Annotated in this window: 20 protein-coding genes; all 20 read left to right on the forward strand. The window is 50.4% G+C overall.

What is annotated here, in order from left to right; translation table 11 throughout:
- Positions 1-762: 762 nt before the first annotated feature.
- Complete coding sequence (wbaP, locus tag OK409_RS01960; RefSeq protein ID WP_010248148.1) at positions 763-2,196, forward strand: undecaprenyl-phosphate galactose phosphotransferase WbaP; 1,434 nt, start codon at positions 763-765, stop codon at positions 2,194-2,196.
- A gap of 287 nt (positions 2,197-2,483) precedes the next feature.
- Entirely contained in the window at positions 2,484-3,623 is a 1,140-nt protein-coding gene (locus OK409_RS01965) for a polysaccharide export protein (RefSeq protein ID WP_010248145.1), read from the forward strand.
- Positions 3,624-3,632: 9 nt separating this feature from the next.
- A complete protein-coding gene (locus OK409_RS01970; protein WP_010248142.1) occupies positions 3,633-4,067 on the forward strand; it encodes a protein-tyrosine-phosphatase in 435 nt (144 codons plus the stop codon).
- A 12-nt stretch (positions 4,068-4,079) separates the two neighbouring features.
- Entirely contained in the window at positions 4,080-6,257 is a 2,178-nt protein-coding gene (gene wzc / locus OK409_RS01975; protein ID WP_010248139.1) for a tyrosine-protein kinase Wzc, read from the forward strand.
- 277 nt (positions 6,258-6,534) lie between these two features.
- Positions 6,535-7,671 carry an EpsG family protein gene (locus OK409_RS01980; RefSeq protein WP_010248137.1) on the forward strand — a complete coding sequence of 379 codons (1,137 nt, stop codon included), beginning with the start codon at positions 6,535-6,537 and terminating at the stop codon, positions 7,669-7,671.
- A gap of 128 nt (positions 7,672-7,799) precedes the next feature.
- Positions 7,800-8,717 carry a glycosyltransferase family 2 protein gene (locus tag OK409_RS01985; protein WP_033788454.1) on the forward strand — a complete coding sequence of 306 codons (918 nt, stop codon included), beginning with the start codon at positions 7,800-7,802 and terminating at the stop codon, positions 8,715-8,717.
- 69 nt (positions 8,718-8,786) lie between these two features.
- On the forward strand, positions 8,787-9,539 hold the full coding sequence (locus OK409_RS01990; RefSeq protein WP_010670978.1) for a glycosyltransferase family 2 protein: 753 nt from the start codon (positions 8,787-8,789) through the stop codon (positions 9,537-9,539).
- A gap of 46 nt (positions 9,540-9,585) precedes the next feature.
- Complete coding sequence (locus OK409_RS01995; protein ID WP_010670977.1) at positions 9,586-10,620, forward strand: glycosyltransferase; 1,035 nt, start codon at positions 9,586-9,588, stop codon at positions 10,618-10,620.
- Between the two features lie 82 nt (positions 10,621-10,702).
- On the forward strand, positions 10,703-12,919 hold the full coding sequence (locus OK409_RS02000) for a phage tailspike protein (protein WP_010248126.1): 2,217 nt from the start codon (positions 10,703-10,705) through the stop codon (positions 12,917-12,919).
- Positions 12,920-13,078: 159 nt separating this feature from the next.
- Positions 13,079-14,341 (forward strand): colanic acid biosynthesis pyruvyl transferase WcaK, encoded by a 1,263-nt coding sequence (wcaK, locus tag OK409_RS02005; RefSeq protein WP_264366681.1) that lies wholly within the window; start codon positions 13,079-13,081, stop codon positions 14,339-14,341.
- A 4-nt stretch (positions 14,342-14,345) separates the two neighbouring features.
- The gene (locus OK409_RS02010) at positions 14,346-15,569 is read left to right on the forward strand and encodes a glycosyltransferase (RefSeq protein WP_010248122.1); all 1,224 of its coding nucleotides are present in this window, start codon (positions 14,346-14,348) and stop codon (positions 15,567-15,569) included.
- Positions 15,566-16,906: a lipopolysaccharide biosynthesis protein gene (locus tag OK409_RS02015; RefSeq protein WP_010248120.1), complete on the forward strand. Its 1,341-nt coding sequence runs from the start codon at positions 15,566-15,568 to the stop codon at positions 16,904-16,906. The genes OK409_RS02010 and OK409_RS02015 overlap by 4 nt, the downstream gene beginning before the upstream one ends.
- A 278-nt stretch (positions 16,907-17,184) precedes the next feature.
- Positions 17,185-18,087: a UTP--glucose-1-phosphate uridylyltransferase GalF gene (gene galF / locus OK409_RS02020; protein WP_010248118.1), complete on the forward strand. Its 903-nt coding sequence runs from the start codon at positions 17,185-17,187 to the stop codon at positions 18,085-18,087.
- Positions 18,088-18,129: 42 nt separating this feature from the next.
- Positions 18,130-19,143, forward strand: a complete 1,014-nt coding sequence (gene galE / locus OK409_RS02025) for a UDP-glucose 4-epimerase GalE (RefSeq protein ID WP_010248116.1) — start codon at positions 18,130-18,132, stop codon at positions 19,141-19,143.
- 547 nt (positions 19,144-19,690) lie between these two features.
- A complete protein-coding gene (locus tag OK409_RS02030; RefSeq protein ID WP_122888695.1) occupies positions 19,691-21,106 on the forward strand; it encodes a mannose-1-phosphate guanylyltransferase/mannose-6-phosphate isomerase in 1,416 nt (471 codons plus the stop codon).
- 14 nt (positions 21,107-21,120) lie between these two features.
- A complete protein-coding gene (gene cpsG, locus OK409_RS02035) occupies positions 21,121-22,503 on the forward strand; it encodes a phosphomannomutase CpsG (protein ID WP_060680583.1) in 1,383 nt (460 codons plus the stop codon).
- The gene (locus OK409_RS02040; RefSeq protein ID WP_031591346.1) at positions 22,500-23,294 is read left to right on the forward strand and encodes an ABC transporter permease; all 795 of its coding nucleotides are present in this window, start codon (positions 22,500-22,502) and stop codon (positions 23,292-23,294) included. The genes cpsG and OK409_RS02040 overlap by 4 nt, the downstream gene beginning before the upstream one ends.
- Entirely contained in the window at positions 23,294-24,493 is a 1,200-nt protein-coding gene (locus tag OK409_RS02045; RefSeq protein ID WP_031591345.1) for an ABC transporter ATP-binding protein, read from the forward strand. Before OK409_RS02040 ends, OK409_RS02045 begins: the two co-directional genes overlap by 1 nt.
- A gap of 7 nt (positions 24,494-24,500) precedes the next feature.
- Entirely contained in the window at positions 24,501-25,373 is an 873-nt protein-coding gene (locus OK409_RS02050) for a class I SAM-dependent methyltransferase (RefSeq protein ID WP_033778791.1), read from the forward strand.
- Between the two features lie 10 nt (positions 25,374-25,383).
- Complete coding sequence (locus tag OK409_RS02055; RefSeq protein WP_033778793.1) at positions 25,384-25,800, forward strand: hypothetical protein; 417 nt, start codon at positions 25,384-25,386, stop codon at positions 25,798-25,800.

Raw genomic sequence — 25,800 nt, forward strand, 5'->3', positions numbered from 1 at the left:
TCTCTGATGATAGTGGAGTGCGAAGCCACGTACAAATGGCAGGGCAGGGGGCATGTTCTCAGATAACCGCGCTATATCGTGCAAAATATGAACATAATAGTGTGACGCTTTGATTAACTTCACAGGGCGCAGTAGAGATAATTCTTAGTCATTGGCTGACAGGAAAGAGATATTCACCTGTCGGGCTTATGCGATTTATCTCATCGGGAGTATGGCATTAATCCGAATTGTGAAGAAAGGATTGCACTGCCCGTCAGGCCTCAATACTAATTGCTGGTAGTCTTTTTCCTAAAATAGTCCAGGGATGGCGGGACCTGCTTGTAAACAAGCCAGTAATAACTAGTATAGCAACAAGTTAGCAAACTCTGCCCCAGAGTCGTAATCTGCGTACCTATTCGACATTAATCGCAATGTCACGAATGAGTAATTCGCCTGTGAACGTCTGTATGATGCGTTGCGGTAACGCTAACACATTACGGGGAGCATTATGAATGATGACAGCGATATTGGCAGCGACAGCCAAGGGCGGTAGCGTGCCCGAATCGCGTTTTTGTTGATAAAGTGAGCAGCGCTGGCGGTGGTTAAGTCAGAGTAATCTGTTGGTATTCATCACGATATTATTGGTTTCATGGTTAAGATCATTGGCGTAAACGCCGCAGGAGCTCCCCTTAGAAACGGCTCACTCTGGAGAGGTTTCGTCGCTTAATGATTAAACAGGCGATAGCCGTTGCGGGTTTAAGGAAATAAAATAAAGAGTTAAATATGCGCGATACAGAATTTACGTTTAAAAGTCTTATTACCAAATTAATGCTGGCATGTTCAGACTTAATTTGTTTCAACGCAGCGTTCTTTTTGGCGATGATGCTAATTAATTTGCAGTCAGATTCGCCGCTGGCAGATATTTCTGAAAAAGAAATGAATTTAAAAATTGCCACACACATTTGTCTGTCGGTAATTTGTATTGGCTGGTTCTGGGTAAGGCTGCGTCACTACACTTACCGCAAACCTTTCTGGTTCGAATTAAAAGAAGTTTTTCGTACCATTCTTATATTTTCTGTTATCGACCTGTCGATTACCGCCCTGTCGCAGTGGCAGATGTCGCGTTTCGTCTGGTTACTGACCTGGATCCTGGCGCTGATTTTAATTCCGACCTGCCGCGCGCTTTCTAAACGTCTGCTGAATAAAAATGGCTTGTGGAAAAAACAGACCATTATTATCGGCAGCAGCAAAAATGCGCACGAAGCCTGGCAGGCGCTGCAAAGCGAAGAGGTCATGGGTTTTGACGTTATCGCCTTCTATGACGTTGATGGAACCTGTCCGCAGGAGATCATGAACGGCGTGCCGGTGCTGCGCGACGAGCAGGAGCTCTGGAGCCTCACCAACAGCGAAACGCAGTTTATCGTTGCGGTTGAGTATGAGCAGAGTCAGTACCGTGATGTCTGGCTTAAATCGCTGGCGATGCACAACTGCCGTTCAGTGTCAGTGATCCCAACCCTGCGTGGTGTACCGCTCTACGGTACCGACATGGCCTATATCTTCAGCCATGAAGTGATGATCCTGCGGGTTCAGAACAACCTGGCTAAACGCACGTCGCGCTTCCTGAAGCGGGCATTCGATATCGTGGGTGCGCTCTCGATTATCCTGATGCTGATGCCAGCGCTGCTGGTACTGGGCTTCCTGGTGGGTCGTGACGGTGGACCACCGATTTATGGTCACGAGCGTGTGGGAATGAATGGCCGTAAATTCAAATGCCTGAAATTCCGCTCGATGGTCATTAATTCAAAAGAAGTGCTGGAAGAGGTGCTGCGCACTGATCCGATTGCCCGTGCGGAATGGGATAAAGATTTCAAACTCAAAAATGATCCACGTATTACTAAAGTGGGCCACTTCATCCGTAAAACAAGCCTCGATGAGCTCCCTCAGCTCTGGAACGTGGTGCGCGGTGATATGAGTCTGGTCGGACCGCGTCCGGTCATTGAAGATGAACTCTGTCGTTATGCCGGTGATGTTGATTATTACCTGATGGCAAAGCCAGGCATGACGGGATTGTGGCAGGTCAGCGGTCGTAATGATGTTGACTATGAAACCCGCGTCTATTTCGACTCGTGGTACGTGAAAAACTGGTCACTGTGGAACGACATCGCGATTCTGTTTAAAACAGTGGGCGTGGTGTTGAAACGCGATGGTGCCTATTAATCGTGAGTCGGAATGAGCGCGTTAATGCGCGCTCAGAGGTGTTTTGCCGTTGTCAGGCGTGTCGTTGATAGTGGCCATCATCAGGGATATCGCTGTGCATCCATAGTCCGCTATGATGCGTGGCGTTCAGGGTACACCCTGGTAGATGGCCGCTACTTATAACAAGTGGAGCAAGGATAATGAACGACAGGTTCAGTGCTTAAGTCAGGTAGGATTTACTTTTTGTTGGACGCTTACACAGCGGCGGTTTCGCCTCTATCAATAAATAACTGATAGCGAAGATCTAAATGATTACAATCAAAATGAAATTGATACCCTTGCTGGTATCCGCCACATTCCTTAGCGGGTGTACGATCGAACCAGGTTCTCACCTTTCTACATCAGGAAAAGATGTTGTTGAACAGCAGGATAGCAACTTTGACATCGATAAATATGTCAACGTCTTCCCGTTAACGCCTTCACTGGTTGAAAGGATGCGTCCGAAGCCACTGGTGGCTCAGACGAATCCTGCCCTGCAGAACGAAATTCAGAACTACGAATACCGTATCGGTGTGGGCGATGTCCTGACCGTAACGGTCTGGGACCACCCGGAACTGACCACCCCAGCGGGTCAGTACCGTAGCGCCAGCGACACCGGTAACTGGGTGCATTCTGACGGCACCATTTTCTATCCCTACATCGGTCGTGTGCGTGTAGCGGGCCGTACCGTCGGCGAAGTGCGTGACGAAGTGTCACGTCGTCTGGCTCAGTACATTGAAAGCCCACAGGTTGATGTCAGCATCGCCTCGTTCAAATCACAGAAAACCTATGTGACGGGTTCAGTGACCACTTCTGGTCAGCAGCCCATCACCAACGTTCCGTTGACGGTGCTGGATGCGATCAACGCCGCTGGCGGCCTGGCCGCTGATGCTGACTGGCGCAACGTGGTGCTGACGCACAACGGTCGTGAACAGCGCATCTCTCTGCAGGCACTGATGCAGAATGGTGACCTGAGCCAGAACCACCTCCTCTATCCAGGCGATATTCTTTACGTTCCGCGTAACGATGATCTGAAAATCTTCGTGATGGGTGAAGTGAAGCAGCAGACCACCCTGAAAATGGACCGTAGCGGCATGACGCTGGCGGAAGCACTGGGCAATGCGGCCGGGATGGATCAAACCACCTCTGACGCCACCGGTGTATTCGTTATCCGTCCACTGCACGGCACCGATCGCAACAAGATTGCCAACATCTATCAGTTGAACACCAAAGATGCGGCATCCATGGTGATGGGAACCGATTTCCAGCTCCAGCCTTACGACATCGTTTATGTCACCTCTACGCCGCTGACGCGCTGGAACCGTGTGATTGGGCAGTTGATACCGACCATCGCAGGTATCAACGATGCAACACAGGCCGCATCGCGTATCCGTACCTGGGGTAATTAAGGTCCCGTCATGATTAAGTCCGTGTTAGTCGTTTGCGTCGGCAACATCTGCCGCTCTCCTACCGGAGAGCGCCTGTTTAAACGTGCGCTGCCTGATTTAGACGTTCGCTCTGCTGGCCTGGGGGCGCTGGTCGGCCACCCGGCCGACAAGACGGCGTCTGAAGTCGCTGCTGCGCAGGGTCTGTCGCTGGAAGGACATGAGGCGCAACAGTTGACGGCAGAGATGTGCCGCAACGTTGACCTGATTCTGGTGATGGAAAAGCGACATATTGAACAGGTGAATCGCATCGACCCGGCCGCGCGTGGCAAAACCATGCTGCTTGGGCACTGGCTCAATCAGAAAGAAATTGCGGATCCGTACAGAAAAAGCCGTGAGGCCTTTGAAGAGATTTACGGATTACTGGAAAACGCTACCCAGAAGTGGGTGAACGTATTAAGCCGATAGTTGGGATTATCCATGAATATAAAAAATAAGGTCAGAACCGCGCCGGGAGAGGATTCGAATGGATGGGATCTGGCGCATCTTGTGGGACAGCTAATTGATCATCGCTGGATCATTGTTGCCGTTACCGCTTTTTTCATGCTGGCGGGAACACTCTACACACTGTTTGCAACACCCATTTATAGCGCAGATGCGTTAGTTCAGGTTGAGCAGAAGAATGCCAGCACCGTTCTGAACGAAATTGACAGCATTCTGCCACCGACACCAGCCTCTGATACGGAAATCGAGATTCTGGAATCCCGTATGGTCATCGGCAAAACCGTTGACGATCTGGGTCTGGATACCGTCGTTGAGCAGAACTATTTCCCGGTTATCGGTAAAGGTCTGTCGCGCCTGATGGGCAACAAACCCGCCAGTATCGCGATTTCGCGCCTGGAAATCCCACGCACTATCGACAAACGTAACGTTGAACTGGAAGTGACCGGTCCGGATAGCTACACCGTCTCAAAAGATGGCGATGAGCTGTTCAAAGGTAAAGTCGGCCAGCTGGAGTCGCACGGCGACATCAGCATGCTGGTCAGCGAGATTCACGCTGATGAAGGCACCAGCTTCACCGTGACCAAGCTTAATAACCTGCAGGCGATCCGTTCAGTGCTCTCTAACCTGACCGTGGCAGACAAAGGTAAAGATACCGGCGTGCTGGGTCTGGAGTATCTGGGTGAAGATCCAGAGCAGATCAGTAAAGTGCTGAACCAGATTGTGAATAACTATCTGTTACAGAACGTTGAACGCAAGTCAGCGCAGGCAGAAAAAAGCCTGGAGTTCTTACGCACTCAGCTGCCTGCCGTGCGCAGCAAGCTGGATGAAGCGGAAGACAAGCTGAACACCTTCCGTCGTCAGAACGAATCTGTTGACCTGTCACTGGAAGCGAAATCCGCTCTGGACTCCTCTGTCAGCGTGCAGAGTCAGCTGAACGAACTGACCTTCCGTGAAGCTGAAGTCTCTCAGCTGTTTACCAAAGATCACCCGACGTATCGCGCGCTGCTTGAAAAACGCAAAACGCTGGAAGGTGAGCAGGCTCAGCTGAACAAGAAAATTGCTGGCATGCCACAGACTCAGCAGGAAATCCTGCGTCTGACCCGTGACGTTCAGTCTGGTCAGGAGATCTACATGCAGCTGCTGAACCGTCAGCAGGAGCTGGGTATCAGTAAAGCGAGCACCGTGGGTGATGTCCGCATCATCGATGGCGCGCAGACCGCTAACTCGCCTGTTGCACCGAAGAAGCTGCTGATCATCGCCGCGAGCCTGATTTTCGGTCTGTTCGTGTCAGTGGGTCTGGTTCTGCTGAAAGCGCTGCTGCATCACGGCATCGAGAACCCGGATCAGCTGGAAGAGCTGGGCATGAATGTCTATGCCAGCGTTCCACTGTCAGACTGGCAGCGTAAGAAGGATACCGAAGCCCTGGCGCGTCGTGGCAGCAAGGTGAAAACCGATCCGCACGAAACGCTGCTGGCGCTGGGTAATCCGACTGACCTCTCCATCGAAGCGATTCGTAGCCTGCGTACCAGCCTGCACTTCGCGATGATGGAAGCGAAAAACAACATCCTGATGATCACCGGTGCCAGCCCGGGTATTGGTAAAACCTTTATCTGTGCCAACCTGGCGACCCTGGTCGCGAAAGCGGGTCAGCGTGTTCTGTTTATCGATGGCGACATGCGTCGTGGTTATACCCACGAACTGCTGGGCGCAGATAACAAATCAGGTCTGTCCAACGTGCTGTCCGGTAAAACTGAGTTCAGCCCGGCGCTGATTCAGCAGGGCGTGTACGGTTTCGACTTCCTGCCACGTGGTCAGGTTCCGCCGAACCCGTCTGAGCTGCTGATGCATCGTCGCATGGGTGAGCTGCTGGAGTGGGCGAGCAAGAACTACGACCTGGTGTTAATCGATACGCCGCCAATCCTGGCCGTCACCGATGCCTCTATCATCGGTAAGCTGGCCGGCACCTCACTGATGGTGGCGCGTTTCGAAGCCAACACCACCAAAGAAGTAGACGTCAGCTTCAAACGCTTTGCCCAGAACGGTATTGAGATTAAAGGTGTGATCCTCAACGCCGTGGTGCGCAAAGCCGCTAATGCGTATGGCTATGGGTATGACTACTACGCCTATGACTACGGCAAGACGAACAAAAGCTGATCATTGAGCAATAAAACAGGGGGCGGTCTGACCGCCCCTTTTTATCGTCCCTTTGAATGACGACACGCATCAATTTACACAGGTTATTCTGTCCAAACCCACAAAAGCGATACATCTATAAATCGCATGGCGAGCGTCACTCAACAGAATTCATCACCAGCAGGCATCGCCCGCACGCAATTTGTGACCGTGCAATCAGACTCGCTGTAAAGCCAGTCGGGAAGGCGAAGCGTGATTATTGCTGGCATGAGAACTTGTGGAATTAAGGAATCACACCATGGCTCCATATTGGTATGTATCAGGCTTTTTACTGCTGCTTTCGCTGTTTGAAATAGCGCTAAAAAAAGACGAACGCACAAATTATATTCTGACCTGGCTACTCTGTTTTGCCGCCGTGACTTTGATTATTTTCGGGGGAATACGCGGTCTTGGTACCGGCATGGATGACTTTCAGTACCGGAGCTTCTTCGAAGACTTTGTAAGACGTATTGAGATTAATGGCTTCTTTAATACCGTTGCGTTTTTCCGTTACGAACCGCTGATTTTTGCGATGGCCTGGCTCACCAGCCTGTTTTCGCACAATGCCAGCATCTTCCTGTTTGTCTTCTGCGCCATTGCCGTTTCCATCAATACCTGGTTTTTCAGGAAGATGTCTCCGTATCCGGTGCTGGCGCTGGTGCTCTATTCGGCGCACATCTTTATCAACAAAGACATTAACCAGATTCGCTTTGGCCTGAGTTCTGCGCTGTTCCTTGGCGTTCTCTGGTCGATCTATCTCAAGCGCTACTGGTGGGCATTTGCCTTCTTTATTCTGTCGTTCACGAGCCATAACACCGGTGTCATGGTGGTGACGCTTGTGCCGTTCCTGTTTATCCGGGACTGGCGCTGGTGGCCGGTCATTATCATCGTTGCCAGTCTGCCGCTATCGGTTGTGGGTGGCTCGGGCTTTATTGCCCTGATTGCCGGTCATCTGGGATCGCTGGGAGAGAGGGCATCGGGCTATAACAATGACCCCTCCTATGCAATGGGTGGCAGCATCCTGGCCGTATCGAACCTGAAAAACATCATGCTGGTGTTCGTCTTCTTCTATTTCATGCTGACCGATAAGCTGAAGCGCGAGAATTACGCCCAGTATCGCCTTAACTATCTGCTGATTTTAAGTTTTGCCATCGGCGGGGCGATCAGGATCTTCCTGTACAACTTCCCGTCAGGTTCGCGCCTGTCCAACTATCTGCAGCAGGTTGAGCCGATCATCCTGACCTCGCTGATTTATCAGGCAAGGCGATCCTGGAAGCCAGCGCTGTATGCCATGCTGGTGTTCTTCCTGCTCTATTACCTCTACTACAACACCATTTCAACCAAACAGGCCGTTACCGGTTATGAAGTGGCGCGGGAGTTTTGGCTGATCCACTAATCAATCTGACGACCGCCTCTGGATGACGAGTTTCACCCAGGGGCGGTCGCCGGTCAGAACACAGGTTTTTCATCGACCGTTGTCGAATGAACTGTTTATTTTTGAACTACTTTAATGAGGTGCTGGCAATGAAGGACATTCGTTTCTCCATCGTAATTCCGGCTTATAACGCGTCAGAATCGATTGTCACGACGCTGGATTGCGTTAAAGCACAAACGTATCGCAATTTCGAAGTCATCATCGTTGATGATAAATCTGCGGATGCCGCCGCGCTGGCGGATGTGGTGCGCAGCGAACGCTACCGGGATCTCGATATCAATCTGGTGCTCTCCGAGGTCAAACTCAACGGAGCCGGTGCACGTAACAAAGGCATTGAGCTGGCGACCGGTGACTACGTCAGCTTCCTTGACGCCGATGATGAGTGGGCGGCGGACAAACTGCAGCAGGTGAGCGAAAAAATTGCTCAGCTGGACGCGCAGGGCAAAAAGAATTTCGTCATTTTCAGCCAGGTGAATATCTATCAGGATGGCACGTTCCTGAAAGTGATGCCGATGCAGCCGCCAGGCAACAATGAAACGGTCGCGGAGTATCTGTTCGGCTGCTACGGCTTTATCCAGACCAGCACCATTGTGCTGAAGCGGGAAGACGCGGCGAAAATTCAGTTCGATACCCGCTACATCCGTCATCAGGACTATGATTTCTGCATTCGTGCCGACCGCATGGGCTATGACTTTGTGATGATCGCCGCACCGCTGGCGAACTACCACCTGGTCACTAAGTTTGGCTCGAAACACAAAGGCGAATCGGTGAACTACTCGATGTTCTGGCTCGATAGCATGAAGCCGCATCTGACCCCGCGTGACATCCACACCTACAAAGCTTTTAAGCTGCCGCTGCGCTACAAGATGGATGGTAAGTCGCTGATGGCAAGCCTGAGCTTTGCGCGCTACTTCTTCCTCACCAACAAAGACAACCGTGCTTATTTTATGAACCGGGTTAAAGACAAGGTCAAAGCACGTTTCGGCGGTGAGAAAGCGATCTCCTGACGCGCGCCGCGCCTCGCTCTGCTCCTGATGCCAGGAGCGACTCTTTTTACGATCAATTCAGGGTTGAAGATGAATACTTCTGTTGGAACCGTTGGCATTGTCATGCCTATGTATAATGCACGTCAGACGGTGTTACGCGCTGTGCAATCGGTTATCAATCAGCACTATACCGACTGGCATCTCTATCTGGTCAACGATAAATCGACCGATGATTCGCTGGAATTTGTGCGTGAGCATTGTCAGGATCCGCGCATTACCATTCTGGATAACGCGGTCAACATGGGCGCAGCAGAGACCCGAAACGTCGGGCTGCGCGCGGCCACTGAAGAGATTATTGCCTTTCTCGACAGCGACGATGAGTGGCATGCGGATAAGCTGACCCAGCAGGTCGCTGCCATCGCGGCCGGTGATGATTTTGTGATTACCGAATATCACTATAAAACCCGCAAGGCTGAGCACGACATTACCTACGGCAAACCTTACCTGCAGCAGGAAAACTTTGTGAAGAAGCAGTATCGCGTCTGCTTCTCCTCCGTCTGTTTCCGTCGCCCGCCGCAGGGGCTTTTCTTCCAGCGCAAAGGCCACGAAGATTTCCTGTTTTTGTATGAATTATTCACCCGCTATAAGCAGGCACGCGTAATTCAGACGATTCTGGTCAACTATTACGAATTAGGCGATTCCCTTTCCCGTAATAAGAACAAAGCGGCCCAGTGGCACCTTGAATTATTAAGAATTATCTATAAAAACAATCCTTTAAAAATCTATTACTATTACGCCTGGTATATGGTGAATGGTGTGCTGTTTACCCTTAAGCATCGTTAAGCCTGTCGGCAGGATTGTCTTTAAAATTTGAGGTGGATAGCGTTTCATGAAAAAAATTGTCCTGGTGATCAAAGATGCTTATTCGTATGCGGGCACCGAGAACATCTGTAACTTCATGTCAGAGTGTCTTGGCGAGACCCATGAAGTCACCATCTACTCGCTGGAAGGCAGTGGAAAAACCTTTTACCCGTTTGAGCACGTCAAACAGATCGTCAGCTTTGAAGGGCAGAGCAATCCGATCAAAAGCGCGGTTGCCCGGATTCACGAAGAGGGTTTCGATACCGTCTTCCTGATCAGCATGGGTCGCCTGAGCGTGATGTTCGCTTTCTGGAATCTGCTGGCGATGAAGAAGAAGCGGGGCAAAGCCTACGCCTGCGAACACATCGCCATTAACTCCTTCAGCAAACCGATTAAGTTCCTCAAGTTTCTGCTGCTGCGCTACTACGACCGCGTGATTGTTCTGACCGACAAAGATCATCAGGTGTTCAGCCGCTGGCGCATTCCCAGCAAGCAAATCCCCAACCCGGTGGTTTACAAAGACTATCAGCGCCAGACCCGTCATCGCCAGGCGCTGGCCGTAGGCCGTCTGGATAACCAGAAGGGCTTTGACCTGATGCTGGATATCTGGCGCGACTTCGCCCGCAGCCATCCTGACTGGACGCTGGTGATTGCCGGTGACGGTGAACTGCGTCAACAGTTGCATGACCAGGCGGCGGTGCTGGGCATCACCGACAGCGTGAAGTTTGTCGGTAAGGTCAGCAATATCAACGACTACTATCGCGACAGCGATATGGCGCTGATGACCTCGCGCTACGAAGGATTGCCACTGGTGCTGCTGGAAGCAAAATCCTGGTCACTGCCGGTAGTGGCATATGACTGCCCGACCGGTCCACAGGAGATCATCAATCACGGTGAAGATGGTTTCCTGGTTCCGATGAACGACAAAGCCACGTTTCTGGCCCGAATGGAGCAGCTCGCCAGCGATGACGCGCTGTTCTATGCCATGAGCGAAAAAACGAAACAGACCGCGCTGAAATTCGACGGTAATCAGATTAAGCAAAGCTGGCTGTCACTGGTTTAACCGGAGCTGGAAAAGCTCACTTGCGACGTGCCTCAGGGACACCGCCATGGCCAATGGCCTTATTGACTACGGGAATTGATGCATGAAAAGAAGAGAAGTTTTACAGACCGCCGCCTCCGCTCTGGTGGGGGCTCTCTCCGTGAGCACCTTTTCCAGCTACGCTGCAAAAAGTAACGGTATCGCCCTGAAGCCGGTTGATGCCACTGACGTGCCTAAAGGCGACGTGCCAATTCTGACCCCGGAAAATGTCTACGCCATGCCACCGCAGTTCTGGCAGGGTTTTGAAGGCAAACTCTGGATTGGTAAAGCAGGTGCAGATGCCAGCAAACCGGGCAACCAGATCCCGGTCTTCCTGCGTGATGCCAGCGGCAAAGTGTCGGAGATTGCTCAGCCTATCGCGCTGAACAAAGGTAACTTTGCCCAGTTTATTCAGGACAATGCTGCGCTGATTGCCAATCCGTCGCATTCGATGGCAGTCGAGGACAGCAGCGGTCAGACGCTGTTCAACATCGCAGATGTCAGCCGTCCGGGCGCTGCAGATTTCAGCCAGCGTCTGGCGCAGCCAGCAGGTTATCAGCTGATTGGTGAGATCCCGTCCGTAGCGGAGTTACGCAAAACCCGTCCGCTGTTTGAAGGGGCTAAGGTTAAGCTGAAAAGCTGGCATGAAGGACGGGAAGTCGGCGGCGGCGAGTTTGTCGGCAGCTTCCAGCCCGCTCAGAATGATGGCGGCGTAAACTTTGCCGGTGAGGGCTTTTCCTGGCGTCGCGTGGTAGACGATTTTAACCGCCTGACCCTGTTTGATTTCGGTGCGATTGCCGATGGCAAAACCGATACGGCGCCCGCCATTATGGCGATGTTCCAGTGGTCACAGCAGGCTAACCAGCAGATCTGCGTCCAGTTCCCGGCCGGGACCTTTATGGTCTCAGCCTGTAACCTTGGCGATAAGTATCTCAACTTCTTCCGCATGTCCGGTGCGATGGTAAACTTCGGCTACTTCCCGGCGACCACCATTGTCTCGGATGGTAAGTCAGAGTTCGTCTTTGAGATGAATGCCCGTCGGGTTGAGCTTTCCAACCTGAACTTTAACGGCAACAGCGATAAAAGCCCCAACAAGCAGGGCTTTTTCCATAACAACTGCCCTGGCGGGCAATATTTCCGTGGTGCCTGCCTGCGCTTTAACGCAGTCGGCGGCACCGCCATCAGCCTGCAGGATACTCTGGATTGTAAAATCGACCAGTGGTACGCCTCACGCTGCAGCGGCGATGTGATCAAATCGGGCTGGTCAGGTCAGAAGCAGGGCAAATGGGACCACAGCACCGCGATTGAGCTGTCGAACTTCAATGCGCAGTACTGTCGTGGTGGCAAAGTCCTCAATCTGCCGCGCTGCGGCCAGTCGATTATCCATAACGGCTGGATTGAGCACTGTGATAATCCAGGCGATCTCTCCAACGGCCAGTGGATTGTCGATGCGCTGAGCCTGGAGGATTGTAAGAATCCGCTGATCGCGCATAACACGCGCCTGAATATGCGGCAGACCAGCCTGCAGTCGGGCAGCTGGATCGACAACTCCATGCAGGGCGACCGTCTGCTCAGCATCTGGGAGATGGGATCGACCCGCGTGGAGTCCTATGGCGTCGCGCTCGATGGCAGCCTGAAGTACAACTACATCACCTCGCGCTGGCGTTTAGAGAACAACACGAATCAGGAAACCTGGTTTGATCTCGGCAGTCTCTACTCCCCGACGGTGGGTGATTCGTGGGAGATCGAAATTTTTGGTCAGTCGCAGTTCAGTAACGGCAGTGGCGATAAGCCGCTGATGGACCTGATCGGTGACAAGACCACCGGTGGCCGCGCGATGATCCACGTACAGCGCAAAAAAGATCGCTCTGAAGCGAGCTGGTCGGCCGAAGGCAGCAGCCCGATTGTCGATGTGCGCTATGTGGCTGAGCATGACACCGATGTCCGCATCTTCGTCAAACTGGCGGGCTGGACGCCGTCGGTGGCCGTGCTGGTGAAAACCACCGGTAAAGATCGCTTTGTCACCGGTCGCTGTGCGCGCGTTAACGCGAAGATGGAGAAGGGCAATCCTCCGGCGGGCGACGCGACTAAACGCGCGCCGCAGCGCTTCAGCCTGCACAACGGCAAAGCGGGCGTGGGCGCTAATGAACAGGGCGACCTGCTGATGGCTTCCCGTCCGCTCTCCGCCGATCAGGTCGATACCAGCAAGCCAGAAGGTTTTGTTTCCGTCGTGATCAACGGCAAACAGGTCGCACTGCCTTACTTCGCAATCAAGTCGTAACACCTTGCATCACGGCCGCCACAATGGAGGCGGCCGGTTTTAACAGGAGCACTACCTTTGGGTGCGTTATCCCGTAAAGCATTACTTTAAACAGAGTTCATTTTGCCCATTGCGGATCTGGGCGGCTTACAGAATTAAAAAAATTCATTCGGAGTTGTTATGAAAATTTTATTGGTGGGTAACCATACGTGTGGAAATCGCGGGGATGGCGCGATTCTTCGTGGACTGATTGATTCAATGAAGTCTGCACGCAGTGATTTAGAAATTGATGTTATAAGCCGTTATCCAACCAGCTCCGGTTATCTGCTTCAGCAGGATATTAAGCAGGATGCGCTGTATCTGCACAACAGCAAATCAGGTAAAGGTCTGGTCGGTTCGTTCAAGCGTAAAGTCGCGAACCGCCTGATGCCTGATATCATGATGGCGCATCTGGGCAAGGGTGGGATCTTTAAGTCGTTCGCTGTACCCCCGCACCTGAAGGCGTTTACTGACAGTCTGGCAAAATATGATGCGATTATTCAGGTTGGCGGATCGTTCTTCGTTGACCTCTATGGTGTGACCCAGTTTGACCATGCCCTCTGTGCACTGATGGCGAAAAAGCCGATCTACCTGATCGGTCACTCGGTGGGGCCGTTCCAGAACCCGCGCGTCAATGCGCTGGCAAACTTTGTCTTTGATCGGGTCGACAGCCTGGTGCTGCGTGAATCGGTCAGTCTTGACCTGATGAAGCGCGATGGCGTGACCAGCTCTAAAGTCGCGTCTGGCGTTGATACCGCTTTCCTGGTGCGGGCACGCGAAGTCGAAAATCCGAGCCATAACCTGCTCTACTGGCAGGGCATTATCGATGGCCGTAAAACCATCGCGATCACCGTGCGTGAACTGGCACCGTTTGATAAACGTCTGGGTGTGACGCAGAAAGAGTATGAAGCGGCATTTGGCCGGGTGATCAATGCCATGATTGCTGAAGGCTATCAGGTTGTGGCGTTCTCAACCTGTACCGGCATCGACAGCTATGCCAAAGATGACCGCATGGTTGCACTGACCCTGCGTGACCACGTGACGCAGCCTGAACATTACAATGTCATTATGGATGAGTTTAATGACCTGGAACTGGGCATCCTGCTGAATCATTGTCATCTGACCATTGGTACCCGCCTGCACTCGGCGATTATCTCCATGAACTTTGGCACCCCGGCTGTGGCGATCAACTACGAGCACAAGTCGATGGGTGTGATGAACCAGCTTGGTCTGCCGCAGATGGCAACCGATGTGAAAAGCCTGATGGATGGCTCGCTAATCGACAAGGTGAAAACTGTGCTTGCCGATTACGACAACATCAAGCTCAAGGTCGACACGGCCGTTGCGAATGAAAGGGAAATTGGCAACCGGATCACTGAAGAGATTCTCAAAGTATTAGGGTAATGTGATGAAACTGACTTTTTTCACCATGCGTTTCCCGGTTGCCTCTGAGACATTCGTATTAAATCAGGTAACCCACTTTATTGATGCCGGTTACGAGGTGGAGATTATTTCAGTCTTTCCCGGCGATTTAGTGAACCGGCATGCCGCTTTTGATGAGTATGGTCTGGCGGCGAAGACGCATTATCTGCTGCCGGAAGAGAAGATCTCGATTGTCGATAAGCTGAACCAGCGCATCAAGCTGGTGCTGCCAAAAGTGACGAAGCCGTCGCTGCTGCGTTCGCTGAATGTGCGCCGTTATGGCGCACAGTCCAGCAAACTGCTGCTGCCGTCGATTGTGGCGAATGCTAAACAGACCTTCACCGCAGATGTTTTCCTGGTGCATTTCGGCTATGCCGGTGCGCTGGCGAACAAGCTGCGTGAGCTGGGCGTGCTCAAGGGTAAACAGGCGACCGTGTTTCACGGCGCCGATATTTCCCGTCGTCACATTCTGGAAGAGCACAAACTCGACTATGTGAATCTGTTCCGCCAGAGTGAGCTGATGCTGCCTATCAGCAATCTGTGGAAGAATAAGCTGATTGAGATGGGCTGCCCGCCGGAAAAAATTCACGTTACGCGTATGGGCATTGAGCCGGAGAAGTTTAACTTCCAGCCGCGCCAGGCGTTTCAGACGCCGCTGCGTATCGTTTCGGTGGCTCGTCTGACCGAGAAGAAAGGGCTGGATGTGGCGGTCAAAGCCAGCGCCATCCTGAAGCAGCGTGGCGGTCAGTTTCAGTACACCATTATCGGTAACGGCGATCAGGATGAGATGATGCGTGATTTCATCGCCCGCGAGGGGATGGAAGATTGCGTCAGCATGCCGGGCTTTAAACCGCAGGAGGAGATCCGTCGCGCGCTGAGTGAGGCTGACATCTTCCTGCTGCCCTCCAAAACCGCCGCAGATGGCGATATGGAAGGTATTCCGGTTGCACTGATGGAGGCGATGGCGGTCGGCCTGCCGGTGGTCTCAACCTTCCACAGCGGCATTCCGGAGCTGATCGAAAACAACGTTTCTGGCTGGCTGGTGGAAGAGGACGATCCTGAGGCGCTGGCGGAGACGCTGCTGAAGCTCTCTCAGGGGGAAGTGGATGTGGCGCCCGTGGTCGCGGCCGCCCGTCACAAAGTTGAGACTGAATTTAATCAGCATATCGCCTACGGCGAACTGGCACAGATTCTGGAGCGACTGGTGTGAGTGGATTTAAGTCACAGGCGATTTGGCTGTTCGGCAGCACCTGCTTCTCGGCAGTGCTGCAGGTTGCACAGCTAAGCTTTCTCGCCCGCAAACTGGAAACCCACGAGCTGGGTCTGTTAGCCATCATCAACGCCATCCTGGCGGTGGCGGGTGTGCTGCAGGATATGGGGATGAGCAGTTATCTGGTGCATCGCCAGAACATTACCCGTCGTGAGCAGAGCACTATCTACTGGGTGAACGTCTCACTCAGCTTGTGTACTGGCCTGATCATGCTGCTGATCGCCTTCCCGGTCTCCTGGTTCTATCACCTGCCGGAGCTGGTGGGTCTGATCATGCTGACCAGCCTCAACTTCCTGGTGCTGGGGCATCTGTCGCAGTATCAGGCGCACTACATCAAAACCAAGCGGATGGTTTCGCTGGCGAAGATTGAGATGGGCACCAAGCTGTTTGCCTTCCTCTGTGTGGTGGCGATGCTGGAGTTCACTTCGCTCACCGTAGCGGCGGCGATTCTCGGTCTGTTCATCAACGCCTTTACCCGCATCCTCTGCATGATTGCGCTGGGTGAGAAGTCATGGCGTCCGACCTGGGAGTTCGATAAAGCGACCTTTATTGGCGCGATTCGCTACGGCAGTTATCAGCTCGGCTCGCAGACCATTAACCAGCTGCGTACCCAGGCCGATGCGCTGGTGGTCGGTAAAGTGATGGGCGCAGAGATGCTGGGTGTTTACTCGCTGGCGAAAGAGCTGGTGCTGCAACCGCTGAAGCTGGTGACGCCGGTGATTAACCGCCTGGCACTACCGCGCTTTGCAGAGAAGCAGCACGATGCCGAGCAGCTGAAGAAGCTGTTCCTCAAAGGCACGCTGGGGATCATGCTGTTCAGCAGCGCGATGTACCTGGTGATTGGCATCTTCTCGCCGGTTATCGTTCGTGTGCTCTACGGCGCATCCCACGAGCAGGTCTATCATCTGATTCCGCTGATGCTGCTGTTTGGTATGCTGCGGCCGATGGGCGGACTGACCGGAGCGATTTCCCAGGCCAATGGACGGACCAACGTTGAGTTCTACTGGAACATCGTGGCGAGTATTGTGGTTCTGGCGGTGCTGGCAACCACCTTTATCTGGCCGAACGTGCTCTATGTGGCGCTGACGCTCTCCATCTCGCAGATTCTGATCTCGGCACTGGCTCATCCGTTCTTTATTAAGCCGGTGATTGGCATTCGGTTTATCCCTTATGCCCGGCAGTGGGTGGCGGTGTCGGTGGTATTTGTCGGCATAATGCTGCTGGTCAATCACTTTAATCTTTTTGTGATGCCGGAGTGGTTTGAAGGCTGGTTGTAATCACAATTGCGTTATATCAACGGGCGGCCTCAGGGTCGCCCGTTTTCATTTATGGCTGGTCTCAGCCGTGCGGCGACCCGGTGTGGAAATAACAGAGGCGATATTCGATTACTGATTGTCTTTATTCAGTTTATGCCGTTGCTGGCAATGGGCAAAATGCCGAATTTCCAAGTTATGACAGAGAGTTACTGTCCGATTTTCAGATAAAGATTATACTTGCTCTTCCGGCCGATCCTGCATAATCGACCCACATCTTCATTTTATTAAACGGAATAAATATGACCAAGCTTAAAGCAGTAATCCCGGTTGCGGGCCTCGGTATGCATATGCTCCCTGCGACTAAAGCCATTCCGAAAGAGATGCTGCCTGTCGTCGACAAACCGATGATCCAGTACATCATTGACGAGTGTGTTGCCGCGGGTATTAAAGAGATTGTGCTGGTCACGCATGCATCGAAAAATGCCGTAGAAAACCATTTCGACACCACCTATGAGCTCGAAGCGCTGCTGGAAGCGCGCGTGAAGCGTCAGCTGCTGAGCGAAGTGCAGTCTATCTGCCCGCCAGGCGTAACCATCATGAACGTGCGCCAGGCGCAGCCGCTGGGTCTGGGCCACTCGATTCTCTGTGCCCGTCCGATGATCGGTGATAATCCGTTTGTGGTCGTGCTGCCTGACGTGCTGCTGGATGATTCTACCGCTGACCACATGCGTTATAACCTTGCGGCGATGGTTGCCCGTTTTGAAGAGACCGGCCACAGCCAGGTCCTGGCACAGCATATGCCCGCGTCCAATCTCACTGAGTACTCGGTAATCACCACTGCAGAGCCGATTGATCACCCTGGCGACATCAGCACCATTACCGATTTCGTTGAGAAGCCTGAAGATACCGCCGGACTGAACTCTGACCTGGCTGCGGTAGGCCGCTATGTCCTCTCTGCTGATATCTGGGCCGAACTGGAGCGCACTGAGCCAGGCGCGTGGGGCCGTATCCAGCTGACCGATGCCATCGCCAGCCTGAGCAAACATAAAACCGTTGATGTTTCGCTGCTGACCGGTCACAGTTTTGACTGCGGTCGTAAGCTCGGTTACATGCAGGCGTTTGTCTCTTACGGCCTGCGCAGCAACGCGCAGGGTCGCGATTTCCGCGAAGCTATCCAGACCATCCTCGCAAAACAACAGTAATTTATTTGCCGCGTCCTGCGCGGCAGATTGAAAGGAGCTCACATGGCAATTTTAGTCACGGGCGGAGCAGGGTATATCGGCTCCCATACGGTACTGGCGCTGTTGCAGCGCGGTGATGATGTTGTGGTTCTGGATAACCTCTGCAATGCCTCACGCGAAGCGATTAACCGCGTTGAGAAACTGGCAGGCAAAAAAGCGACCTTCGTTGAAGGCGATATCCGTGATCGCGCCTGTCTGCGTGACCTGTTTGCATCCAACAGCATTTCAGCCGTAATCCACTTTGCTGCGCTTAAAGCAGTCGGTGAATCCACACGTATGCCGCTGGAGTACTACGAGAACAACGTCGCGGGCACCGTGGTGCTGCTGGAAGAGATGCGTGATGCCGGCGTCTGGAACTTCATCTTCAGTTCATCAGCAACAGTTTATGGCGCAGATGCCCCGGTTCCTTACGTTGAGACCACGCCGATTGGCGGCACCACCAGTCCATACGGCACCTCTAAGCTGATGACCGAATTCGTGATGCGCGACTTCGCCAAAGCTGAGCCGAAGTTCAAGGCGATTGCCCTGCGTTACTTCAATCCGGTGGGCGCGCATGAGTCAGGCGAAATCGGTGAAGATCCGGCGGGCATCCCAAACAACCTGCTGCCGTACATTGCACAGGTCGCAATTGGCCGTCTGGAGAAGCTGGGCGTGTTTGGCGGTGATTACGATACGCCAGACGGCACCTGTCTGCGTGACTACATCCATGTCGTTGACCTGGCGGAAGGGCATCTGAAAGCGCTGGATTATCTGAGTAAAGTTGAGGGCTACACCGCCTTTAACCTGGGCGGCGGCAAAGGCGTCTCGGTGCTGGAGATGATCAAAGCCTTTGAGAAGGCATCCGGCAAGGCGATCCCGTTTGAGATAAAGCCACGTCGCGATGGCGACCTGCCTGCATTCTGGGCCGATGCGTCACTGGCAAACACCACGCTCGACTGGCGCGTGACGCGCGGCATCGATGAGATGATGCGCGATACGTGGAACTGGCAGAGCAAGAACCCGGATGGGTTTCGGTAGTCTGCGATGAAATAAAAAAAACCCGGCTCAGGCCGGGTTTTTTTGTGCCTGCATTAAGAGAAATTGCATATTCCTGCTCACTCTCCTCACCTCAATGCCAGATTGTGACTGACTGATGACCTAATACGGAATTATCCTGGTCTGGCTTCTGTAGCGTTTAATCACAATAGCGGCTAATCCGACTGTGTGAAGAGGCGCAAAGCGCGATTCCTCATACGCTACTATGCTGTTTTGCCAGTGATTACATTTACTCATGCAGTATGAGATCAATGTTTAGTCACTCTTAAGTTTTGTCAGTGGCAATGAAAGATTAGGCATATTATTTTTGCCGCACAAAATGTACTATTTGGTGTTATCCCGGAACCCGTATGCGATTGAATAAAATATAATCAGCGCATCGACAAGCTAACCTGTGAAGGTAAGATTCCTATCACACAGCGCATTGGTTGCTGCAAGCCAGGGGCGGTAGCGTGGCTGTTTATTCATAATGAATAAAAATTGACCCGCTTATATGCATAGCATGTTTAAATTTGTTAGAGGATGTGGAATGTTACTTCCCGTAATCATGGCCGGAGGAACCGGCAGCCGCTTATGGCCCCTTTCCCGCGAACTTTACCCAAAACAGTTCATCTGTCTGCACGGTGAGCACTCCATGCTGCAGGAGACGGTTAATCGTCTGAGCGGCGTCGAAGCGCGCGCACCGATGGTCATCTGTAACGAGGAGCATCGTTTCCTGGTTGCCGAGCAGTTGCGACAAATTAACAAGCTGTCCCATAACATCATTCTCGAACCGGTAGGGCGTAACACTGCTCCGGCCATCGCGCTGGCTGCGCTGAACGCCGTAGAGCAGGGTGATGATCCGGTTCTGCTGGTGCTGGCCGCCGATCACGTGATTGAAGACCGTGCTGCGTTTCATCAGGCTATCAAAGTCGCCACCGCCTATGCCAAACAGGGCAAGCTGGTGACTTTTGGTATCGTGCCAACCGGTCCGGAAACCGGCTATGGCTACATTCAGCGTGGCGAAGCACTGCCAGGCGCAGAAAGCGGCCCTTATCAGGTTCAGCGCTTTGTTGAAAAACCGAATCAGAGCACCGCTGAGCAGTATCTTGAGTCCGGTGAATACTACTGGAACAGTGGCATGTTCATGTTCCGGGCTAAACGCTATCTGCAGGAACTGGAGAAATTCCGTCCGGATATTCTGGAAGCCTGCCGTCGCGCCATGGCTAACGTGAAAGAAGGCAATGATTTCATCAGTATTGATAAAGATGACTTTATCGCCTGTCCTGACGAGTCAGTGGATTACGCAGTAATGGAACAGACCGATGCCGCTGTGGTCGTCCCGCTGGCAGCCGGATGGAGTGATGTCGGTTCATGGTCTGCACTGTGGGAAGTAAACGACAAAGACGCTCACGGCAACTCGCTGAAGGGCGATACCTTCCTGCACAACACCAAAAACTGCTACATCAACAGTGAAGATCAACTGGTTGCCGCCATCGGCGTTGAAAACCTGGTCATTGTGAACACCAAAGATGCTGTGCTGGTTGCACGTAAAGACCAGGTACAGGATGTTAAGCGGGTGGTTGAGTTCCTGAAAAACGAGTGCCGCAGCGAATATCGCCGCCATCGTGAAACTTACTGGCCATGGGGACGTTGCGATCTGGTGGTTAACACTGGCCGTTTTAACGTTAACCGCATCACGGTTAAGCCGGGTGAAGCCTTCGAACTGCAGATGCATTATCACCGCACCGAACACTGGGTGATCCTCTCAGGCACAGCGAAAGTCACTATTCAGGATAAAACCCTGCTGCTGACAGAAAACCAGTCAACCTTTATTCCAATCGGTCACCCGCATACGTTAGAAAATCCAGGCAAAATTCCCCTGGAACTTCTGGAAATCCAGTCGGGTTCTTACCTTGGTGATGACGACCTCATTTTGATTAAACAACAGTTTGCAAGTAAGTAAGGACAGACACGATCATGGCAGCACTGACCTGTTTTAAAGCTTATGACATCCGCGGCGAGTTAGGCACTGAACTGAATGAAGACATCGCTTACCGCATTGGTCGCGCCTATGGTGAATTTATCCGGCCAAAAACGATCGTGGTGGGCGGTGATGTCCGACTGACCAGCGAGTCGTTAAAGCTGGCACTGGCTAATGGACTGCGGGATGCGGGCACCGATGTGCTCGACATTGGTATGAGCGGAACAGAAGAGATCTATTTCGCCACGTTTCATTTAGGGATTGATGGTGGCATTGAAGTGACTGCCAGCCACAACCCGATGAACTACAACGGCATGAAACTGGTACGGGAAGGTGCTCGCCCGGTCAGTGGTGATACCGGTCTGCGTGACGTGCAGCGCCTGGCTGAAGCGAATGACTTTGCTCCGGTAGAAGAGAGTAAGCGCGGCAGCTATAAACAGATTTCTGTGCTGGATGCCTATGTCGATCACCTGATGGGTTACATCGACCTGAGCAACTTCACTAAACCAATGAAGCTGGTGATCAACTCCGGTAACGGTGCTGCAGGTCATATCATTGATGAAATTGAAAAACGCTTTAAGCAGGCGAATGCGCCAGTAACGTTCATCAAAGTACATCATGAAGCAGACGGTAACTTCCCGAATGGTATTCCAAATCCGCTGCTGCCGGAGTGTCGCAAAGACACTTCTGATGCGGTGCGTGAGCATCAGGCCGATATGGGTATCGCCTTCGACGGTGACTTTGATCGCTGCTTCCTGTTTGATGAGAATGCAGAGTTCATTGAGGGTTACTACATCGTTGGGCTGTTAGCCGAAGCTTTCCTCAAGAAAGAGCCAGGAGCGAAAATCATTCACGATCCACGTCTGACCTGGAACACGATTGATGTGGTGACCAAAGCGGGTGGTATTCCGGTGATGTCTAAAACCGGTCATGCGTTTATCAAAGAGCGCATGCGTGAAGAAGACGCGGTTTACGGTGGTGAGATGAGTGCGCACCACTATTTCCGTGACTTCGCTTACTGCGACAGCGGTATGATTCCATGGCTGCTGGTGGCAGAACTGCTGGCAGTGAAAGGGGAGACACTTTCCGGACTGGTTTCGGAAAGAATGAAGGCGTTTCCATGCAGCGGTGAGATTAACTTTAAAGTGAAAGATACTTTCAAAGTTATTGAAACTATTAAGGCCGAATATTTAAAAGACTGTGTCAATGAAAACTATATTGACGGAGTAAGCATTGAATTTGAAAAATGGAGAGTAAACGTAAGAAACTCTAATACCGAGCCTCTGTTAAGAATCAATGTTGAGAGTCGGGGATGCTTACGTGAAATGGAATTAAATACCAAAAAATTGATTGATGTTATTCAAGGAAATAATAAATGATAAAGTCATTAATGGCTGCGGCCGGATATCGTGATTTTATATTAAACAGTATAATACGTGATTTTAAGAGCAGATATCAGACAAGTATATTTGGCGCTGCATGGTTAGTGCTTCAACCTTTAGCTATGATTACAGTCTATACTGTAATTTTTTCTGAAGTGATGAAAGCGAGGATGCCAGATAACAATGGTCCTTTTGCATATAGCATCTATCTTTGTGCCGGATTATTGACCTGGGGCCTTTTCTCAGAATTAGTAGCAAGATTAATAAATGTATTTGTTGATAGTGGAAATTATTTAAAGAAACTTAACTTCCCGCGAATCTGTTTGCCAATTATTTCAATAGGCGTTTCTTTTACGAACTTTTTGATAATTTTTTCTCTCTATTTAATCTTCCTTCTTTTATCAGGGAATTTCCCTGGCTTTGAAATCCTATATATTATTCCGCTCCTGGCTATTCAAATACTCTTTGCTACCGGTCTGGGGATTACACTTGGTGTTTTAAATGTTTTCTTCAGAGATGTAGGCCAATTTATGAGCATTGTCCTTCAGTTCTGGTTTTGGTTTACCCCAGTAATTTATCTAATAAATATCCTACCTGAGTGGGCCAGACACTGGCTTTTGATGAATCCAATGACTGGCATCATAATGGGATATCAAAACATATTTGTTAATCATCAAGCCCCTGAATGGGACCATGTAACTTTAGCACTGATACTTGCAATATTTTTTAATATTACTGCATTTTATCTTTACCGCAAACATGCTGGCGAAATGGTAGATGAACTCTGATGAATATAATTTCAGTAAATAATGTCACAAAGAGCTATAAAAACTACCCTAAAAAAAACCATCGTCTTATCGAATGGGCATCTTTAGGTTATAAGAAATGCCACACTACCATCGATATTTTGAAAGGTATTAATTTTAATGTTGGTGCCGGAGAGTCTGTCGGAATCATTGGAATGAATGGTGCTGGCAAAAGTACTCTGTTAAAAATTATTACTGGCACAACGGTTGCAACTTCAGGAAGCGTGTCTGTAACAGGAAGAGTGGCAGCTTTGCTTGAGTTAGGTATGGGTTTTCATCCTGATTTTACTGGTAGAGACAATGTGTATATGTCTGGCCAGTTAATGGGATTGAATAGCGCTCAAATAAAAGATTTGATGCCAGCGATAGAAGCATTTGCAGAAATAAACGAATATATAGATCAACCCGTCAGAACCTATTCAAGCGGGATGCAAGTCAGACTGGCATTTGCTGTCGCGACTGCCGTCAGACCAGAGTTGCTCATCGTGGATGAAGCACTTTCGGTAGGGGATGCTTATTTTCAGGCCAAATGCTTTAACAGAATCAGAGAGTTTAAAGCACAGGGTACAACTCTGCTCATCGTTTCCCATGATCAGGCTGCCATAGCTAATATCTGTACCCGAGCGATTTTATTGGATAAAGGTAAAGTTCTTGCCGATGGCGCTCCTACAGATGTGATGAACTTGTATAATGCTAAGCTTTCTAAAAGTTCAGAACAGAATGCTATAAATGCAGAAAATGGTAAATCTGAATCTGGCAATAAAAAAGCGGTTATTACTGAGTTCTTTCTTGAAAATTCAGCAGGTCAAAAAACTGAAGTTGTTAACGTGGCTGAAGACAGTTCTTTATGTTTTGCCATTGATAACAAAGAAGTTCGTTCAGGTTTAACACTTGGCTTTCATATCAGAGACCGCCTTGGCAACATTGTTTTTGGAACTAATACTCTCGCTCATAACATTGACATGAATGAGCCAGGTAAAAAGATCGTTAGATTTAAATTTAATATGAATATAGGGGTTGGTGAATACAGTATTTCAGCTGCATTACACAAAGAAAGGGATCACTACGAAGAATGTTTCCATTGGAAGGATGGTTTAGGACAATTTAATGTAATAGCGCCTGGAAAAATATTTGTCGGCAGCGCTTGGCTTGAAAACACCTGCACCGTAACAACAATCTAGGAAAATTATGTTGAATATTATCAGTGAATTCAAGAATAAATTTAATAATATTATTGATGTCATCAGTAGATTAGAAAACAAGGTGACGAGCCTTGATGAAAAAGTGCTATCTGTAGATGCTAAAGTTGAAAATTTAAATCATAAAATAGCATCTATTGACGATAAGTTTGATGCAGTAAATGAAGAAAAGAGCCAGTTAATTCCGGTAGAGGTTGATCAGGCTGATGATAAGAGCGCTGTTATTGAGCAGCTTGTGCACAATCTTCAGGACAGACTTGAATTTGTGCGCGAAGAATTTATGTTCGAGTTACGTCTGAAAACAGGTACGCTAACAGACAGAGATAACAAAAAAGAAATTGAAACAAAGATAATATCCTCAGATAAATTCGATAACCTCGGCTGGAGAAAGATCAATATCGGTTGCGGTCACGTTCAACCTGAGGGTTATATAAACGTTGATGCCAGGGAGTTACCTGGAGTTGATGTCATCTGTAGCGCGAGCGATTTAGTATTTGATGATGAAGCATTGGAAGAAATTTATGCTGCACATCTGATTGAGCATTTTACTGAATTAGAACTGACCAGAGTTATTTTCCCACACTGGTACAAGAAGCTCAAAACTGGCGGAGTACTAAAATTAGTAACACCTGACGCAGATAGTATGATTAAGGATTACGTCAGTGGCACCATGAGTTTTGACGATTTGCGGAAAGTCACTTATGGAGCACAAGATTATGAAGGTGACTTCCATTACATCATGTTCTCAGTCGACTCGTTAAAAAAGATGCTTACTGATGCAGGATTTACTACTGTAACGTTAGTAGAAGACAACAGAAAGAATGGCCTCTGCAGAGAAATGGAAGTTCTCGCAATTAAATAATGGAGTTTATATGAACAAAGAAAAAATTGTCTCCGCAAACAAAAGCATTTTAGAGACAATCGAAGATGCTCGTTCAGAAAGAAGACAAACTGAAAGAACAGGCATTAATATTTTGCCTAAAGAGTTGAGGTTTCTTTTTAAGACCACTCAGTTTGAAATTAATGAATTGATTACTTTATGCAAAGATGATTATCGAAAAATTATTGTTGTTTTGATCACCAAAGTCTCACCTGAAAATATTGAGGGCTATTCATTCATAGATAGATTCAGGGCAAGTCCTTTTATATTTATTAACCTTCTGGCTCTTCATCCGAAATCAAAAGTCAGGGTTAAAGGCAGTTTTAAATATGCCGCAGTAAAAATATTGCGTAGAAACAAAACTCTTTTCGATCTTGCAAGAAAAATTTATATTAAGGTCAGAGGCTGA

It is taken from the genome of Pantoea sp. RG18 (assembly GCF_025910075.1).
In the GTDB taxonomy this organism is placed as follows: Bacteria; Pseudomonadota; Gammaproteobacteria; order Enterobacterales; family Enterobacteriaceae; genus Pantoea; species Pantoea agglomerans.

Excerpts from the sequence above, each read along its gene's own strand:
- OK409_RS01995 (WP_010670977.1), top strand. The coding sequence starts at position 9,586 with ATGAAAAAAATTGTCCTGGTGATCAAAGATGCTTATTCGTATGCGGGC.
- OK409_RS02030 (WP_122888695.1), top strand. The coding sequence starts at position 19,691 with ATGTTACTTCCCGTAATCATGGCCGGAGGAACCGGCAGCCGCTTATGG.
- OK409_RS01970 (WP_010248142.1), top strand. The coding sequence starts at position 3,633 with ATGATTAAGTCCGTGTTAGTCGTTTGCGTCGGCAACATCTGCCGCTCT.
- wbaP (WP_010248148.1), top strand. The coding sequence starts at position 763 with ATGCGCGATACAGAATTTACGTTTAAAAGTCTTATTACCAAATTAATG.
- OK409_RS02040 (WP_031591346.1), top strand. The coding sequence starts at position 22,500 with ATGATAAAGTCATTAATGGCTGCGGCCGGATATCGTGATTTTATATTA.
- wcaK (WP_264366681.1), top strand. The coding sequence starts at position 13,079 with ATGAAAATTTTATTGGTGGGTAACCATACGTGTGGAAATCGCGGGGAT.
- OK409_RS01965 (WP_010248145.1), top strand. The coding sequence starts at position 2,484 with ATGATTACAATCAAAATGAAATTGATACCCTTGCTGGTATCCGCCACA.
- OK409_RS02010 (WP_010248122.1), top strand. The coding sequence starts at position 14,346 with ATGAAACTGACTTTTTTCACCATGCGTTTCCCGGTTGCCTCTGAGACA.
- wzc (WP_010248139.1), top strand. The coding sequence starts at position 4,080 with ATGAATATAAAAAATAAGGTCAGAACCGCGCCGGGAGAGGATTCGAAT.
- OK409_RS02050 (WP_033778791.1), top strand. The coding sequence starts at position 24,501 with ATGTTGAATATTATCAGTGAATTCAAGAATAAATTTAATAATATTATT.
- galF (WP_010248118.1), top strand. The coding sequence starts at position 17,185 with ATGACCAAGCTTAAAGCAGTAATCCCGGTTGCGGGCCTCGGTATGCAT.
- OK409_RS02055 (WP_033778793.1), top strand. The coding sequence starts at position 25,384 with ATGAACAAAGAAAAAATTGTCTCCGCAAACAAAAGCATTTTAGAGACA.
- OK409_RS02045 (WP_031591345.1), top strand. The coding sequence starts at position 23,294 with ATGAATATAATTTCAGTAAATAATGTCACAAAGAGCTATAAAAACTAC.
- OK409_RS02000 (WP_010248126.1), top strand. The coding sequence starts at position 10,703 with ATGAAAAGAAGAGAAGTTTTACAGACCGCCGCCTCCGCTCTGGTGGGG.
- OK409_RS01990 (WP_010670978.1), top strand. The coding sequence starts at position 8,787 with ATGAATACTTCTGTTGGAACCGTTGGCATTGTCATGCCTATGTATAAT.
- OK409_RS01985 (WP_033788454.1), top strand. The coding sequence starts at position 7,800 with ATGAAGGACATTCGTTTCTCCATCGTAATTCCGGCTTATAACGCGTCA.
- OK409_RS01980 (WP_010248137.1), top strand. The coding sequence starts at position 6,535 with ATGGCTCCATATTGGTATGTATCAGGCTTTTTACTGCTGCTTTCGCTG.
- cpsG (WP_060680583.1), top strand. The coding sequence starts at position 21,121 with ATGGCAGCACTGACCTGTTTTAAAGCTTATGACATCCGCGGCGAGTTA.
- galE (WP_010248116.1), top strand. The coding sequence starts at position 18,130 with ATGGCAATTTTAGTCACGGGCGGAGCAGGGTATATCGGCTCCCATACG.